The 15750-nt window shown below is 67.7% G+C and carries 12 protein-coding genes and 3 tRNA genes; 6 read left to right on the plus strand and 9 right to left on the minus strand.

Annotated features, from left to right (window positions below; translation table 11 throughout):
* Nucleotides 1-167 precede the first annotated feature (167 nt).
* Complete coding sequence (locus tag B9S57_RS22940; protein ID WP_374935955.1) at nucleotides 168-1526, plus strand: IS4 family transposase; 1359 nt, start codon at nucleotides 168-170, stop codon at nucleotides 1524-1526.
* A 226-nt stretch (nucleotides 1527-1752) separates the two neighbouring features.
* The gene (locus B9S57_RS22945) at nucleotides 1753-2829 is read left to right on the plus strand and encodes an RNA polymerase sigma factor (protein WP_103517479.1); all 1077 of its coding nucleotides are present in this window, start codon (nucleotides 1753-1755) and stop codon (nucleotides 2827-2829) included.
* Between the two features lie 46 nt (nucleotides 2830-2875).
* Here the strand turns inward: B9S57_RS22945 and B9S57_RS22950 are convergent, their stop codons facing one another.
* From B9S57_RS22950 to B9S57_RS22965, 4 genes are all read right to left on the minus strand, one after another.
* On the minus strand, nucleotides 2876-4798 hold the full coding sequence (locus B9S57_RS22950; RefSeq protein WP_103517481.1) for an ABC transporter ATP-binding protein: 1923 nt from the start codon (nucleotides 4796-4798) through the stop codon (nucleotides 2876-2878).
* The gene (locus B9S57_RS22955; protein WP_103517492.1) at nucleotides 4798-6531 is read right to left on the minus strand and encodes an ABC transporter ATP-binding protein; all 1734 of its coding nucleotides are present in this window, start codon (nucleotides 6529-6531) and stop codon (nucleotides 4798-4800) included. The genes B9S57_RS22950 and B9S57_RS22955 overlap by 1 nt, the downstream gene beginning before the upstream one ends.
* 104 nt (nucleotides 6532-6635) lie before the next feature.
* The gene (locus B9S57_RS22960; RefSeq protein WP_103517483.1) at nucleotides 6636-8084 is read right to left on the minus strand and encodes an FGGY family carbohydrate kinase; all 1449 of its coding nucleotides are present in this window, start codon (nucleotides 8082-8084) and stop codon (nucleotides 6636-6638) included.
* Between the two features lie 65 nt (nucleotides 8085-8149).
* Nucleotides 8150-8452, minus strand: coding sequence for a hypothetical protein (locus B9S57_RS22965; protein ID WP_103517485.1), 303 nt, complete (start codon nucleotides 8450-8452; stop codon nucleotides 8150-8152).
* Nucleotides 8453-8633: 181 nt separating this feature from the next.
* Between B9S57_RS22965 and B9S57_RS22970 the strand changes: the two genes are divergently transcribed.
* From B9S57_RS22970 to B9S57_RS22985, 4 genes are all read left to right on the plus strand, one after another.
* Nucleotides 8634-8706 (plus strand) — tRNA-Asn (locus B9S57_RS22970).
* A gap of 5 nt (nucleotides 8707-8711) precedes the next feature.
* A tRNA-Asn gene (locus tag B9S57_RS22975) sits at nucleotides 8712-8784 on the plus strand.
* Between the two features lie 211 nt (nucleotides 8785-8995).
* A tRNA-Ile gene (locus B9S57_RS22980) sits at nucleotides 8996-9072 on the plus strand.
* 100 nt (nucleotides 9073-9172) lie between these two features.
* The gene (locus B9S57_RS22985; RefSeq protein ID WP_103517487.1) at nucleotides 9173-10405 is read left to right on the plus strand and encodes a tyrosine-type recombinase/integrase; all 1233 of its coding nucleotides are present in this window, start codon (nucleotides 9173-9175) and stop codon (nucleotides 10403-10405) included.
* A gap of 92 nt (nucleotides 10406-10497) precedes the next feature.
* Here B9S57_RS22985 and B9S57_RS22990 read toward each other — a convergent pair whose 3' ends face one another.
* The 5 genes from B9S57_RS22990 to B9S57_RS23010 all read right to left on the minus strand — a co-directional run bounded on the left by B9S57_RS22990 (nucleotide 10498) and on the right by B9S57_RS23010 (nucleotide 15657).
* Complete coding sequence (locus B9S57_RS22990; RefSeq protein WP_103517489.1) at nucleotides 10498-12363, minus strand: hypothetical protein; 1866 nt, start codon at nucleotides 12361-12363, stop codon at nucleotides 10498-10500.
* The gene (locus B9S57_RS22995) at nucleotides 12356-12817 is read right to left on the minus strand and encodes an ABC-three component system middle component 2 (RefSeq protein ID WP_103517490.1); all 462 of its coding nucleotides are present in this window, start codon (nucleotides 12815-12817) and stop codon (nucleotides 12356-12358) included. The genes B9S57_RS22990 and B9S57_RS22995 overlap by 8 nt, the downstream gene beginning before the upstream one ends.
* Nucleotides 12814-13830 carry an ABC-three component system protein gene (locus tag B9S57_RS23000; RefSeq protein ID WP_258036516.1) on the minus strand — a complete coding sequence of 339 codons (1017 nt, stop codon included), beginning with the start codon at nucleotides 13828-13830 and terminating at the stop codon, nucleotides 12814-12816. The genes B9S57_RS22995 and B9S57_RS23000 overlap by 4 nt, the downstream gene beginning before the upstream one ends.
* Nucleotides 13831-14088: 258 nt before the next feature.
* Nucleotides 14089-14502, minus strand: a complete 414-nt coding sequence (locus B9S57_RS23005) for a cytidine deaminase (protein WP_103514549.1) — start codon at nucleotides 14500-14502, stop codon at nucleotides 14089-14091.
* 21 nt (nucleotides 14503-14523) lie between these two features.
* A complete protein-coding gene (locus B9S57_RS23010) occupies nucleotides 14524-15657 on the minus strand; it encodes an IS630 family transposase (protein ID WP_103514550.1) in 1134 nt (377 codons plus the stop codon).
* Between the last annotated feature and the right edge of the window lie 93 nt (nucleotides 15658-15750).

Genomic DNA, 15750 nt, shown 5'->3' on the forward strand with positions numbered 1-15750 from the left:
CAATGCCGTTCGGTTAGAGGTTCGATCTGCGGCGCAATGCTCGGCGTTTCGGCTGGTGATACGGGTGCAGCCCTTGTAGTGGTTCTCGGGTCCGCCAAGACTCGTGTTCCTCCACAAGGGCTGCTGTGTCCGATTCTGTCATTACGCATGCCCCCGGTGTGTTTGCCGTGGGGCACCTGGGCGAGTTGACCCAGGTTGTTCCCTTCCATCTCGTCGATGAGGCGCTCGCATCCGCGGGTGGTCTGCAGCAGCGGGTGCGGCGGCTGCCGTCGCGGGTGGTGGTCTACCTCCTGCTCGCAGGCGCGCTGTTCACCGGCCTGGGCTGGACCGGGATCTGGTCCCGGCTGACCGCCTCACTGCCCGCGCCGCTGCCCGTGCCGGCGGGTTCATCGATCACGGCCGCGATGCGACGCGTCGGCCCCAAACCGTTGAAAGCACTCTTCGACCTGGTCAAAGGCCCCGCAGCAGTGGCCGCGACACAAATGACACGGTTCGCGGGCAGACTGGTGGTCGCGATCGACGGCACCCAGATCGCCCTGCCGGACACACCCGCGAACCTGCAAGTGTTCCCCAAGGCGAAGGCAGGACAGAACGGGCCGGCCGGATACCCGATGCTGCGTCTGGTCACGCTGGTGGCCTGCGGGACCCGAACCCTCCTGGACGCCGTCTTCGGCACCGACGCGACCGGCGAACTGACCTACGCCCGCGACCTGGCCACCACCGCGGGCACGACCGGAGCGCTACGGCCCGGAACGCTGCTGCTGGGCGACCGGAACTTCTCCGCCACCGCCTTCGTGAGCACGGTCGCCTCCACCGGCGCGGACTTCCTCATCCGTGCCAAGACCCACACCACGGCTCTCAAGTTGCCGATCGGGCGCCGGCTGCCCGACGGCACGTTCCTGTCCCGCATAGGGGAAGTCACCGTCCGCGTCATCGAGGCCACCATCACTCTCACCCCCACCGACGGCACCGGCAAGCGCCCCGTCACTCGTAGCACCTACCGGCTTGTCACCAGCCTGCTCGACCCGGACGAGGCACCCGCCACCGCACTGGTCAGGCTCTACCGCGAGCGCTGGGAAATCGAGACCAGCTACTGCGAGCTGAAATCGACCATCCTCGGTGGCAGAGTCCTGCGCGGACGCCACCCGGCAGCCGTCACCCAGGAGACCTGGGCACTCCTGGTCGCCTACCAGGCACTACGCACCGCGATGAGCGACGCTGTCCTGCACCGGCCCGACATCGACCCCGACCGCGCCGCATTCACCATCGCGCTGAACACGGCACGTGACCAGATCATCCGTGCGGCCGGCATCATCACCCACACCCGGATCGACCTCGTCGGCCGGATCGGCACCGCCATACTCAACGGCCTCCTACCCGCCCGCCGAGAACGGTCCCGGCCCCGCGTGAAGAAACGAGCGATCAGTTCCAAGTACCGCGCCGTCGGCCGCGACATCGACCATCGCACCCACAAGACCACCGTCCACATCGAGATCCGTACGTTGCCAAACCCGCCAGACGGCTAACCGAACGGCATTGCCTCTAGGGCCTCTTGTCCTGCCTCGTCCGGATCGGGCGTGATCAGCACCCCGTCACCCTCCGGACGCAAAAAGTCACCGCACGCCCCTCGTGGCAGTGATGTGTCGTACCCCACACTGGATGGCGGTGCCTGAGTCATCGGAGCGCGGCCGGTCCGCCGAGGGCGGACCTCCATCCCGCGATCCGCGCAGCGATCACCTGGAGGTCGCCCCCGTGCAGACCCGGACCGTGCCGATCACGACCGAGCTCGTCCCGGCGATTCCCGCGCAGAACCGGGTCGCACACCACCTGGAGACGGCGGGCATGCCCGAACCGGTGCTGGAGGAACCGGTGGAACGCCCCGAGCTCCCCGTGCCGCGCGGCCGCCCGGAAGCAGGCGGCCCGTCCTCCGACCTCTTCCGCCAGTACTTACGCGAGATCGGTCGGATTCCGCTGCTGAGCGCCGCCGATGAGGTGGACCTCGCCCGCCGCGTCGAGGCGGGGCTCTTCGCCGAGCAACGGCTCGCCCGCACCCCCGACCCGGACTCCCGGCTCGCCTTCGACCTGGACCGCCTCGTGGTCATGGGGCGGATGGCGAAACGCCGGCTCATCGAGGCCAACCTCCGCCTCGTCGTCTCCGTGGCCAAGCGTTACGTCGGCCGGGGCCTGACCATGCTCGACCTGGTCCAGGAGGGGAACCTCGGGCTGATCAGGGCGGTCGAGAAGTTCGACTACGCCCGGGGCTACAAGTTCTCCACGTACGCGACCTGGTGGATCCGCCAGGCCATGTCCCGGGCGCTGGCCGACCAGGCCAGGACCATCAGGGTCCCGGTGCACGTCGTCGAGCTGATCAACCGGGTCGTCCGTGTCCAGCGCCGCATACTCCAGGAACGCTGCTACGAGCCCACCGCCGAAGAGGTCGCCGCCCAGCTCGACCTCACGCCCGAACGCGTCGGCGAGATACTGCGCCTCGCCCAGGAGCCCGTCTCCCTGCACGCCCCCGTCGGCGAGGAGGACGACGTGGCCTTCGGCGACCTCATCGAGGACGGCGACGCCGCCTCACCCGTCGAGTCCGCGGCCTTCCTCCTGCTGCGCGCACACCTCGAAGCGGTGCTCTCCACCCTCGGGGAGCGCGAGAGGAAGGTCGTCCAGCTGCGTTACGGCCTGGACGACGGGCGGCCGCGCACGCTGGAGGAGATAGGGAGGATCTTCGGCGTGACCCGCGAACGCATCCGCCAGATCGAGTCCAAGACGCTCGACAAGCTGCGGGACCACGCCTTCGCCGACCAGCTCCGGGGCTACCTGGACTGAGACCGGACGGCCGCCGGGGGACGCCTCGACGGCCGTCCGGTCCGCATCAGTCGACCTCGGCCAGCGCCTGTGCGAACTGCGCGGCGTACAGCCGGGCGTAGGCGCCCTCGGCGCCGAGCAGCTCGTCGTGCGTGCCCTGCTCGACGATCGAGCCGTTCTCCATCACCAGGATCACGTCCGCGTCCCTGATGGTGGAGAGCCGGTGGGCGATCACGAAGCTCGTACGCCCGTGGGCCAGCCGCGCCATCGCCTTCTGGATCAGCACCTCGGTCCGGGTGTCCACCGAGCTGGTGGCCTCGTCCAGCACCAGGATCACCGGGTCGGACAGGAACGCCCGCGCGATGGTGATCAGCTGCTTCTCACCCGCGCTGACGCCCGCGCCCTCGTCGTCGATCACCGTGTCGTAGCCGTCGGGCAGCGTACGGACGAAGCGGTCGGCGTGGGCCGCCCGCGCCGCCTCCTCGATCGCCTCCCGCGTCACCTCGCGCGAGGCGCCGTAGGCGATGTTCTCCGCGATCGTGCCGCCGAACAGCCAGGTGTCCTGGAGCACCATGCCTATGCCCGACCGCAGTTCGTCACGCGACATCCGCGCCACGTCGACCCCGTCGAGGGTGATCCGGCCGCCCGTCACCTCGTAGAACCGCATCAGCAGATTGACCAGCGTCGTCTTGCCCGCCCCGGTCGGCCCGACGATCGCGACCGTGTGGCCCGGCTCCACGCTCAGCGAGAGGTCCTCGATGAGCGGCTTCTCCGGGTCGTAGCGGAAGGACACGTGCTCCAGCGCGACGCTGCCGCGCACCTCCTCCGGCCGCTCGGCCGGGTCCGGGTCCGGCCCCTGCTCCTCGGCGTCCAGCAGGCCGAAGACCCGCTCGGCCGACGCGATGCCCGACTGCACCAGGTTCGCCATCGAGGCGACCTGCGTCAGCGGCATCGAGAACTGCCGCGAGTACTGGATGAACGCCTGCACGTCACCGATCGAGAGCGAGCCCGAAGCCACCCGCAGCCCGCCGACGACCGCGACCAGCACGTAGTTCAGGTTCGACACGAACATCATCAGCGGCTGCATGATCCCGCTGTTGAACTGGGCCTTGAAGCCCGCCTCGTACAGCGCGTCGTTCTGCTCGGCGAAGTCCGTCGCGGACTCCTCCTGGCGCCCGAAGACCTTCACCAGGGCGTGGCCGGTGTACATCTCCTCGATGTGGGCGTTGAGCTTGCCCGTCACCTTCCACTGCGCCACGAAGTGCGGCTGCGACCGCTTGCCGACCCGCGTGGCGACGAGCACCGACAGCGGGATCGTCACCAGAGCGACCAGGGCGAGGAGCGGCGAGATCCAGAACATCATGATCAGTACGCCGACGATGGTCAGCAGGGAGTTGATGAGCTGGCCCATCGTCTGCTGCATCGTCTGCGAGATGTTGTCGATGTCGTTCGTCGCCCGGCTCAGGACCTCGCCGCGCTGCTGCTTGTCGAAGTACGACAGAGGCAGCCGCGAGAGCTTCGTCTGGAGGTCCTCGCGCAGTTGGAAGACGACGCGGTTGATCACACGGATCGACACCCGGCTCGACACCAGCATCAGCAGCCCCGCGCCGACGTACACGGCCAGCGCCGCCAGCAGGACGCTGCCGACCGCACCGAAGTCGATGCCGTCACCGGGGACGAAGTCCACCCCGCTCAGCATGTCGGCGAGTCCGCCGCTGCCCTGCTCGCGCAGGCCGTCGATGGTCTGCTGCTTCGTCGCACCGTCCGGCATCTGCCCGCCGACGACACCCGCGAAGATCAGGTCCGTGGCCCCGCCGAGGATCTTCGGCCCCACCACCGACAGCGCCACGCTCAGCGTCCCCGCGCCCAGCATCAGATACAGCGAGGACTTCTCCTTGCTGAACCGCCGCAGCAGCCGCTTGCCCGACCCCTTGAAGTCCATGGACCGCTCGGTGGGCCCTGCCATCATCCGTCCGCCCGGCCCTGCCATCAGGCGGCCTCCGCTTCCGTCAGCTGGGAGAGCACGATCTCCCGGTAGGTTTCGTTTCCGCCCATCAGCTCGTGATGGGTGCCGGTCCCGACGAGCCGGCCCTCGTCCAGCACCAGGATCCGGTCGGCGTCACGGATCGTGGACACCCGCTGCGCCACGATGACCACGGTCGCTCCCGCCGTCTCCTGGGACAGCGCACCGCGCAGCGCGGCGTCCGTCGCGTAGTCCAGGGCCGAGAACGAGTCGTCGAACAGGTAGATCTCCGGCCGCTGCACCAGTGTCCGCGCGATCGCGAGCCGCTGCCGCTGGCCACCGGAGACGTTGGTGCCGCCCTGTGCGATCGGCGCGTCCAGACCGTGCTCCAGCCGTTCCACGAAGTCCTTCGCCTGCGCCACCTCCAGGGCGTGCCACAGCTCCTCGTCGGTCGCGTCCGGATTGCCGTAGCGCAGATTCGTCGCGACCGTCCCCGAGAACAGATACGGCTTCTGCGGGACCAGGCTCACGGACTTCGCCAGCAGGACCGGATCAAGCGTCCGCACGTCCGTGCCGTCGACGAGCACGTCGCCGTCGGTCGCGTCGAACAGCCTCGGCACGAGCCCGAGCAGCGTCGACTTCCCGCTGCCCGTCGACCCGATGATCGCGGTCGTCTCCCCGGGCCTCGCCACGAGATCGACCGAACGCAGTACCGGCTCCTCGGCGCCCGGGTAGCGGAACTGGGCGCCCCGGATCTCCAGATGCCCGTGCTTGAGCAGCTTCGTGACCGGCGCGGTGGGCGGCACCACACTTGACTCGGTCTCCAGGACCTCCTGGATGCGCTCGGCACAGACCTCGGCGCGCGGCACCATGATGAACATGAAGGTGGCCATCATCACCGACATGACGATCTGCATCAGATACGCGAGGAACGCGGTCAGCGCCCCGATCTGCATCCCTCCGCTGTCGATGCGGTGCGCCCCGAACCAGACCACCGCGATGGACGACAGGTTCACCACCGTCATCACGGTCGGGAACATGAGGGCCATCAGCCGGCCCGTCGACACCGCGACGCCCGTCAGCTCCGTGTTGGCGCCGCGGAAGCGCTCCTCCTCGTAGCCGTCACGGTTGAAGGCGCGGATGACACGGTTGCCGGTGATCTGTTCGCGCAGCACGCGGTTCACCGTGTCCAGCCGCACCTGCATCGTGCGGAACAGCGGACGCATCCGCCGCACGATGAGGCTCACCGAGATCCCGAGGACGGGCAGCACGGCCAGCAGCACCGCCGACAGGGGGACGTCCTGGCCGAGCGCCATGATGACGCCGCCGACGCACATGATGGGCGCCGAGACCATCAGCGTGAACGCCATCAGGACGAGCATCTGGACCTGCTGGACGTCATTGGTCGTACGGGTGATCAGCGAAGGTGCCCCGAACCGTCCCACCTCACGCGCGGAGAACGACTGCACCCGGCCGAAGACCGACGCCCGTACGTCGCGCCCGAGCGCGGACGCGGTCCGGGCGCCGTAGTAGACAGCCCCGATGTTGCAGACGATCTGGATGACGCTGACCGCGATCATCACGGCGCCGAACTGAAGGATGTAACCCGTGTCGCCCTGCACGACACCGTTGTCGATGATGTCCGCGTTGAGGCTGGGCAGATAGAGGCTGGCGCAGGTCTGCAGGAGCTGGAGCAGCACCAGCAGCACGATGGGCTGTCTGTACGGACCCAGATGGGTCCGCAGGAGTTTTATGAGCACGCGTGTCTCTCGGTCGGCGACGGACAGAGGCCGATCCATCCTCCGGTACGCCACACCCCGACGGCGAACGCTTTTGCTCAAGCCCGGGTCAAATCCCGGACTTCTCAGACAGTGGTGTCGAAGGCCCCGGGGTGGATCTGGTCCCGGGTCGCGCCGTACTGCTGGCGTACCGCACGGCCGACCGGGAGCTCCTCACCCGGCTCAAGCACCTGCGCCGCGGCGCCCTGCCAAGCCGGGGGAGTACGTGGATCGAGCGTCCCCTGCGAGACCCCGAGGGCCCACGCGGCCTGCCGGGCCGCACCCAGCGCCGCGTACTCGGCGGGCTGCGGCACGACGACCTGGGTGCCGAACAGCGCGGGCGCCAGCGCCTGCACGGCGGGTAGCTCGGCCGCTCCGCCCAGCAGGAACACCCGCCGCACCTCCACGCCCCGGTCGCGCAGCACGTCCAGCGCGTCGGCCAGCGAGCAGAGCATGCCCTCGAAGGCGGCCCGCGCCAGGTGCTCCGGCTTCATCGACTCGCGCCGCAGCCCGCTGAGCGTCCCCGCGGTGTGCGGCAGTTGGGGGGTGCGCTCACCCTCCAGGTACGGCAGCAGGACGAGCCCGGAGGCGCCGGGCGTCGACTTCAGGGCCAGTGCGGAGAGTTCGTCCAGGCCTCCGTCGAGACCCAGCATCTCGGCGGTGCCGCGCAGTGCGCGCACCGCGTTCGACGTGTGGACCACCGGGAGGTGCATCCCGGTGGCGTCGGCGAAGGAGGTGATCATCCCCGTGGGGTCGGCCAGCGCCTCGTGGTGCACGGCCATCACCGAACCCGAGGCCCCCAGTGACACGACGGCGTCCCCGACGGCGACGCCCAGCCCGAAGGCCGCGGCCATCGTCTCGCCGGTGCCCGCCGAGATCAGCAGTCCCTCCGGAGTGGTCCCCGCGGCGTCGGCCGGGCCGAGGACCTCGGGCAGCGCGGCCTGGTGGCCGAGCGCGAGTTCCACGAGGTCGGGCCGGTAGGACGCGGAACCCGCCGACCAGTAACCGGTGCCGGACGCGGCACCGCGGTCGGTCGTCCGGCGGGCGGGACGGCCGAGGAGCTGCCACACGAGCCAGTCGTGGGGCTGCAGGACGGCGGCGACCCGCTGCGCGTTCTCCGGTTCGGTCCGGGCCAGCCAGCGCAGCTTCGCCACCGGCTGCGCGGCCTGCGGCACGGCCCCGACGGCCTCGGCCCAGGGCCGTCGCCCTCCGAGTCCGTCGATCAGGTCGGCCGCGGCGGCCTGCGCCCGGCGGTCGTTGCCGAGCAGCGCCTGCCGTACGAGATTCCCCTGGCGGTCCAGCGGCACCAGCCCGTGCTGCTGCGCGGACACACCGATGGCCTGCACGCCTTCGAGCAGCCCTCCGGAGGCCGCCTCACCGAGTGAGAGCAGCCACGCCTGCGGATCCACCTCGGAGGCCTTGGCCTCGACGGGATGCGCGGCGTACCCCTGCCGCAGCACCGCACCGGTGTCTGCGTCGCAGACCACGATGTGCGTGAAGGCGGAAGAACTGTCCAAGCCGGCCACTATGCCCATGGACACGATTCTGCCGCACGCGGGACCGTTCCCGTACCGGGCGGTACCCGGTACGGGAACGAGCCTCAGGTGTTCGTCGTGCCCCAGTCGTCGCTGCCGTTCTGGCCGCTGCGCTCACGCAGCGAGCGCACCCGGTCGGAGACGGACACGGGGACCTTGTCCCCGACCTTCTCGCTCACCGAGTGGTACGCCTTGCCGGCGAAGTCCCGGCTGCCGTGCGCGGCGGACTCCGCCGCGTTCCGCACCGCGGGATTCTCGGCCAGCTGCTGCGCGGCCTTCTTGAGCTGCTCGTAGCGCTCGCGCCCGGCTCGCGTGCCGAGCACGTAACCGAGCGCCACTCCGGCGATGAACGTGAGCCGGTACCGCATGGCTGCCACCCTTCCTTCGCTCCGTGCGACGTGTGCTGCCCGCCTACCCGCAGACACCCGAGATCACCCCGGGGCATACCGATTGGCGGAGCACCCCCCTGCTTGCGCTAATGTATGTGTCGCAGCGAACGCGCGCCGCTCGGCAGCAGCCAGGCAGGTACGATTCGAGGCAACGCAGCAATCCCCTGTAGCTCAATTGGCAGAGCAGCCGGCTGTTAACCGGCAGGTTACTGGTTCGAGTCCAGTCGGGGGAGCGCGATCCCCTGTAGCTCAATTGGCAGAGCATTCGGCTGTTAACCGGAGGGTTACTGGTTCGAGTCCAGTCGGGGGAGCGGAACGGAAGAGGGCCCTTCGGGGCCCTCTTTCGTGTGCCCCACAGGGGCGGCCCGTGACTCTTTCGGGGTGATTCCGCATCGCCTGGAACCGGGCAGCACGCTGCACTGTCTTCATGGTCACGCGAAGCAGACCATCGCCAGCAGGAGATCGTATGACCGGCTATGCTGCGGCAGACGGCGCGTACACATGTACGCGCCACGCCGTAAAGGGGCGGTAGCTCAGCCGGTTAGAGCAGCGGACTCATAATCCGTCGGCCGTGGGTTCGAGTCCCACCCGCCCCACCACAGCAGAAACGTCGTGACCTGCGAAAACGTAGGTTTCACGCTAGGCAGGCAAGGCGTTCGCCGCACGAACGCCGCACCGAAGCCTCGTACGCTTACTCCCATGGCTTACATCAAGACCAATTCCCGGCTGTCCGGAGACCCCTCGTACACCGTCATGTGGCGGGCCGGCGGCTCCCGGACGGGGGCCTGGTGTCGCGAGACCTTCGACGATGACGATCAAGCGAAGCGCTTCCGTGATCTGGTCAACGGTCACGGACAGCAATGGCCGCCGGGGTGGGTCAAGGGGGAGGGGTTCGTTGAGGCTGACGAGCCCCCGCTGCCGGACTCAGAGAAGTTTGCGGTCTACGCGCACGCCTACGTGGGGCTACTCACGGACATATCCGAGCACACCAGAACCAACTACACACGGTTCATCGATAACCACATGATCCCGTGGTTCGGCGAGCTGTCAGTCTCCGACCGCGGGAGCAGGCTTACCCGGGACCACGTCAGCCGGTGGATTCTGGACCTTCAGAACGGGAGGCTCGGCCCTCTGCACCCAGCCGGTACGAAGCGCCGGGCGTACGCCCCGAAGACCATTGCCAACCTCCACGGTTTGCTCTACAGCATCTTCCAGTCCGCCGTGAGCGCCGATCCCGCCCTACGCGACTCGAACCCGTGCGCCCACACGCGCTTGCCCAAGGGGAACGACACCGAGGATGACGAGGTCTTCCTTGAACCCGAGGAGTACGCACTCCTCAAGACACACGTGCGCGCCGACGCCGTCGACATCGTCGATGCCCTGGTGAGCACCGGCCTCCGATGGGGCGAGATAACCGCTCTGCAACCCCGGGACTTCACCTTCGCGTCGAAGCGGCCGACGCTCCGCGTGCAGCGCGCCTGGAAGCGGCGTGGAGAGGGCGGGACGTTCCTCGGCGCCCCCAAGACCAAGAAGTCACGCCGGACGCTCGTGCTTACCCCGGAGCAGGTGAAGCTGTTCCAGCGCCGCTGCCAGGGGAAGAAGCCGACCGACCTGATCTTCACCGCGCCAGAAGGCGGGGCCTGGCACTCCGGCGTGTTCTACGCACACCGCTGGAAGCCTGCCATCGACGCCGCCAACGCCGTCGGCCTCACCAAGCGTCCGCGCGTCCACGACCTCCGCCACACGCACGCCTCCTGGCTCATCGCCGGCAAGGTCCCACTGCCTGTGATTCAGGCCCGCCTCGGCCATGAGTCGATCACGACGACCGTCGACCGGTATGGACACCTGCTGGAGGCATCGGACGACGAGGTCGTGGCTGCTGTTGAGTGGGCGATGGGTTCCGCCGTTTCGCATGTCTCCAAAGCGGCGTGATGTGTGCCAGAAGGCGAGGTCGTGCACTCCCGTTGGGATCTACTGGACGGTGGTCGCCGTTCCTACGGCTCGTCGCTCGTGACCTCAGCCGTTCACGGACCTGGCCGCCTCTCCCGGCTTGAAGGGAAGAAACCGGCACGGTCGCCTTCATGCAGGCCGAACCGGTGGGTGCGGGCCTGGGCGATGACGTCGCGGGGTGGGTCAGGATTCTCGAAGATGATCACCTGTCCTGGGAAGGTGAGCATGTTCCGGTAGAAGTGATCGACGACGGTCGATGTCATCGGTACGTCGTCACCTGGGGCGTCCCCCTGGGGGTCGCTTTCATGGGGGGCCCGGTAGGTGACGACGGGCGAGTCGAGGACGACGAGCCCGGGGTGGGGCCGGTCGTGTTCACGGCAGTAGTGGGCCAGGGCCGTAGTGAAAGCGGAGTGCAGTACGGAACGGACGCCTTTGCCCCGAGAGGCCCGCAGTCGGTTTCCTGCCCTGATCTCCATCTGGTACTGGTCGTACTCCGCGTACTCGACGGAGGGCACCTTCCACGCTTCCAGGGTGTGCCGGAGAACTTGGTCAAAAGCGGAGAGTGCCCGGTTCGGAATGTAGTCGGTGGGCCGGTGGGCGGGCGTTGCGGCTTCACCGTCCAGGTGCGACCTGCGTTCTTCCAGTTCCTCGATGCGCTGGTGAAGATCCAGGTCCCGTTCGATTGCCGAGCGGGCCTCCAGATGCTGGTCCATGTCCTCGCGCAGGGGGGCGAGCCGGCCTCGGGTGACGGAGATGTCCGCGTCGAGGCGAGCAGCGGATGCCCTCAGTTCCTCCCTGCGGCTGCTGAGCTCTTCGAGCTGACTGCGCAGGTCGCGCATGGTCGGGAGAAGGTCATCGAGGAGGGAGGTGGTCTTGGCCATCTCAGTCTCCACTGCGAGATGCAGCTGGGTCGTCTCGCGTTCGCTGTGGTCGGGGTGCTGGTGTTCGGGTTCGGCGCCGCAGAAGACGCAGGTGCCAACCTTGAAGAACCCTAGGAGGTTGCCGGCCTCGGTGACCATGACGAGCCGGTCGATGTCGGAGCGGTATTGCTTTTCCAGCAGGGTGAACCGGGACATGAGGTCGCCGACCTCGGCCAGGCGTGCTTCGATCCCTGCCAGCTCCTCTGTGACCGACATACGGTGAGCCACGGAGTTCAGGTGCTGTTGGGTGATGGTCTCGACTGCGCGGGAGTAGCCGTCGATGGTTGTCTGCAGTCGCCGGTGCCGGTCGCGGAGTTCCTGGACGTTCTCAGAGGTCCTGAGCTTGGTCTGCAGGTCGACGATGATCCGGTCGAGGAGGCTGACTTGTCCTTTGTTGACGCGGCGCTGGCCGGCGTTCATGCCGGTGGTGGCTTCGGCGTCGCTTTCTCCTGTCAGTAGCAGCCGCATGACGGATGTTGCCGCGGTTTTCCCGTTGGCCGAGGAGGAGTGCAGGACTGGGGAGCGTTTGTCGACCATGCGGTTCTCGGGGACGACCGAGAGGTGTACCAGGTCGCTCAGGCGCAACTCGCGGGTGCCGCCGGCATCGTTCGTGCGGATGCGCCGGTCGCTCCATCCTAGGTTGCCGAGGAGGAACTGAGAGAGGCTGTTCTTGCTGCGCGCCGTGTGCTTGGCCGTGACGTCGAAGTCGGAGGGGCGGGTGACCAACTCCCGCAGGTCGGCCCAGTGCACGTGGATGGTGTTGCTGTCCGGGGCGCGCAGCAGGGTGAGCGGGGTGCCGTCGTCGAGTTCGAGGCCGAGGAGGATCTGGCTGTATCCCTCGGCTTCGGAGACGAGGTCGAGCTTGCTGCCGCCGAGCATGTACTCGATGGACTCCGCGACGAACGACTTGCCTGTGTCCGAGGCGCCGTAGACGACGGTGAGGGACGGGTCGAAGTCCACTGTGGCGAGCGGCTTGGTCGCGGAGGCGTAGGTGAGATGTGTCAGACGCAGGTCAGCCATGGCCAGCCCCTTCGGATGCGGAGCCTGTTGCGGCACGGTTGATGATCTGGTGGGTCACGCTGCGGGCGTGCGCTGGGGAGGCGTAGTGGCGGAGAGCCCACTCAGCGCGCTCGCGCAGAGAGGCGACGTAAGGGGCTTCCAGCACCTCGATGAAGGTATGGCCGGTTTCGGTGGCCGCGTACATGAGGCCGCCCTCGCTGCTGACGAGGTCGGCCAGCCCGGCCCGGATCAGCACGAGAAGCCCCTGTTCGAGAAGTTCGCGCTTCCTGCCGAGCTCGCCCTCCCGGGCTGGCAGGTCGGGGTGGAGGCTGCGCGGGCCGTCGAACTCGCCGCTGTGGAGTACGAGGTAGTCCAGCGCGACGAGCTGGGCGAGGTCCAAGGGCCGGGGGCGGCTCTCGGCCAGAAGGACAAGGGCCCGGACGCCAACCTCAAGTGGGCTGTTGAGCGGGGTCACTGTTCTCCCTCCCGGCACCAGATAAGGCGGTTGTCGTTCGCGAGGTGGTGACATACCCCCTTGCGGACCTCCGGCCCCACGTAGGGCTTGAGGATCGTCTCGGTCACTTCCACGGTTCCCGCGCAGATCGCGACGGCTGCGTGGCGTTCCCAGCCGTTCGGGTGAGACCGCTCCGACTCCTCCACAACAATTGTGTAGATATCTTCTTTGACCTGGTCGAAGTATTCAGGCGTGGTCGAGTCTCGCGCGAACACGCGCACGGACTCGGCGGCGAAAAAGGCCACCCGCTGCCGCAGGAGGTGCCCCTTGGCCTCGGCCACGTCCTCGACCTGCTCCAGGGTGTTGATCTTGTCGGGAAACCGCTCCCGGTAGACATCGACGAGGCGCTGCACATACCGCGCCTCGTCGTGGCGGGGCCGCTCGGGAGGAGTCAGCTTGCTCGGCCCGTTCGCCGGAGGAACGTGCGGAAAACGCGCGAGCCAGTGCGGCGTCGTCATGTGCTCTATGAGTACCTGATCGAGATCGATGCACGAGAACATGCCGAAGTCGGTGCCTTCCGCCAGCTCCTTGACCTTGCGGCGCTCGTCATCATCCAGCTTGGCCACGAGCTTGTCTCTGGTCGTAGACAGCTCCTCCAAGAACTTTGCCCGGCACTCGGACGGCTTCGAGAGGATGCGCTTCAGGCTGGCAGCGAAGGTGAGAGCAACGAAGACGTAGCGACTGGGGACGGTGAAGTGACCGGCCGCGGCGGCCACGAACATCTTCCGCATCTCCTGGGCCGCAGTGGTCCAGGACAGATCTCGCTTGTACTGCTTGCACTGGTAGTTGTGCCATTCCCCCTCCAGCTTCGCCTGTGTCAGGAAGCCCGCCACGTCGATTCCGTGGTCCCCCGCGCCCCCCTGCCGTTCAACGAGGTCGTACTTCGCCCCCTGCGTCGGCACCCATTCCTTCACGAACTCCTCGAATTCGTCGGGGCCCATCAGGAAAGTGACCGTCTGCTTCGGCGTCGCCATCCTTGGCATGCTGAGCCTAGGCGGCAGCACTGTCAGTGCCCGCTGCTCTTCGCCCCCCGGCTGACCGTCGTGCTGGCTCGTCACGCCATCCCCCCTGCTGCGCTTGGCGATCTCAACAGATATCACCGGGACGCAGCCACATCCAGACCCCAACGGCAGCGCGAGCTGCCGCATGGTCAGGTTCGTTTGCTAGTGCCGCGTCAGGCAACGTTCGCCCTGTTGTCGGCAGCGGTGCCAGATGGTGCTCGGTGGAGCGGTTCACTCAGCGCCGAGCTGGTGGTCGGCCCAGACGTAGCTTTCGGGCAGCAGGTCGGTGATGAGGACGGTTCGGATGCGGTCGCCTTCGCCGACGATGACCTTGAGGGACGGGAAGTAGTCGAGGAGGACCTGACGACACCGGCCGCATGGGGGAACAACTCCTCGGTCGCGGTCGCCCACCGCGACGATCGTGTTGAGCTCGTAGGCGCCCTGGGCGGCTGCCGCGCCGATGAGGACCATCTCGGCGCAGGGACCTCCCGTGAAGTGGTAGGCATTCACGGTGGTGACGATCCGGCCGTCCTGGGCGCGGGCCGCGGCTGCCATCGTGTGGTTGTCGCCCCGGCAGCGGGTGCGAGCGACGTGCGCCGCGGCCTGGATGAGTTCGTGGTCGACGGGGTGGGTCTGCGTGGTCATTTTCTCTTCCTTCGTCAGGTGTCAGGCGACGTTGACCCGTGTGACGAGGGTGCGCAAGCGAATATCGGCGGTGTGCTTGTTTCGCCAGATGATGTAGCGGCGGATCATGCTGCCCTGCTCCTTGTGGCTGGCGTGGTCGGTGCCGTCGAGGGTGAAGTAGCGAAGGGCGGTGAACTGGGCCTCGATCCGGTTGAGCCAGGAGCTGTTGGTCGGGGTGTAGGCAATTTCGACGTTGTTCGCCGTGGCCCAGGTGCCGACCCGCTGGCACTTCTTGGTGGTCAGGTGCGGGGAGAAGTTGTCGCAGACGATCGCGATGCGGACCTGGGGCGGGTAGAGGCTGCGCAGATAGCGGCAGAACTCCAGGAACTGGGTGCGCTTCTTGATCGGCTTGATGTGGCCGTAGAGCTTGTCCCTGGCCAGGTCCAGGGCGGCGAACAGGTGCCGTACTCCGCCGTAGCGGTTGTAGGTCGCCCGCCGCCTGCGGCGCGGTGCGCGGTCGGGGTCCTTGTGTTTCCCGCCGCGCTCGGCCCATTGCCGGCCGGGGTGGGGCATCAGGTTGAGCGGCCCGAACTCGTCCACGCAGAAGATGACTTCGGGCTCGTCCACCTCGGGTATGACCTCCCCGTCGGCGATCGCGTAGAGGTGCTCGACCCGGGCCTTCTTGGCCGCGTAGTCCGGATCGCGGGAGGTCTTCCAGGTCTTCAGGCGTTGAAAGGAGACGCCTTCCTCGCGGAGCAGGATGCGCAGGCCCTCGTGGCTGATGTCGTCGACCACCCCCTCGGCGACCAGGAAGTCCGCCAGCTTGGTCAGGCTCCAGGTGGAGAACGGCAGGTCGTGCTCGGTCGGCTTCGACTTCGCGATCTTTTTGATCTCGCGCCGCTCGGGCAGTGTGAACGTCTTCGGACGCCCGCCCTTGTACTTCGGATACAGCGACTCGAAGCCGTCGGCGTTGAAGTTGTGGATCACATCCCGGACCCGGTCCGCGCTGGTGAAGGTGACCTCGGCGATCTTCGCCACCGGCATGCTCTGCGCGGACAGCAGGACCATCTGGGCCCGCCGCCAGGTCACCACCGACCCGGTGCCCCGGCGGATGATCCGCAGCAGCCGTCTGCCCTCATCATCGTCGATCTCGCGTACGCGTACTCGCTCTGCCACCTGGACAGGGTGACGGCCACGCGCCGCCCGGCACAGCACCGGGACGGCGCGTCACGTCACAACAGGGCAAACGTTGCCTGACGCGGCACTAGC

The sequence above is a fragment of the Streptomyces sp. SM10 genome (assembly GCF_002910915.1).
In the GTDB taxonomy this organism is placed as follows: domain Bacteria; phylum Actinomycetota; class Actinomycetes; order Streptomycetales; family Streptomycetaceae; genus Streptomyces.

What these genes read in the sequence shown, in the direction of transcription:
- B9S57_RS22950 (WP_103517481.1), bottom strand. Translation starts at nt 4,798, where the DNA reads ATGGCAGGGCCGGGCGGACGGATGATGGCAGGGCCCACCGAGCGGTCC.
- B9S57_RS22960 (WP_103517483.1), bottom strand. Translation starts at nt 8,084, where the DNA reads ATGGGCATAGTGGCCGGCTTGGACAGTTCTTCCGCCTTCACGCACATC.
- B9S57_RS22965 (WP_103517485.1), bottom strand. Translation starts at nt 8,452, where the DNA reads ATGCGGTACCGGCTCACGTTCATCGCCGGAGTGGCGCTCGGTTACGTG.
- B9S57_RS22985 (WP_103517487.1), top strand. Translation starts at nt 9,173, where the DNA reads ATGGCTTACATCAAGACCAATTCCCGGCTGTCCGGAGACCCCTCGTAC.
- B9S57_RS22990 (WP_103517489.1), bottom strand. Translation starts at nt 12,363, where the DNA reads ATGGCTGACCTGCGTCTGACACATCTCACCTACGCCTCCGCGACCAAG.
- B9S57_RS23000 (WP_258036516.1), bottom strand. Translation starts at nt 13,830, where the DNA reads ATGGCGACGCCGAAGCAGACGGTCACTTTCCTGATGGGCCCCGACGAA.
- B9S57_RS23005 (WP_103514549.1), bottom strand. Translation starts at nt 14,502, where the DNA reads ATGACCACGCAGACCCACCCCGTCGACCACGAACTCATCCAGGCCGCG.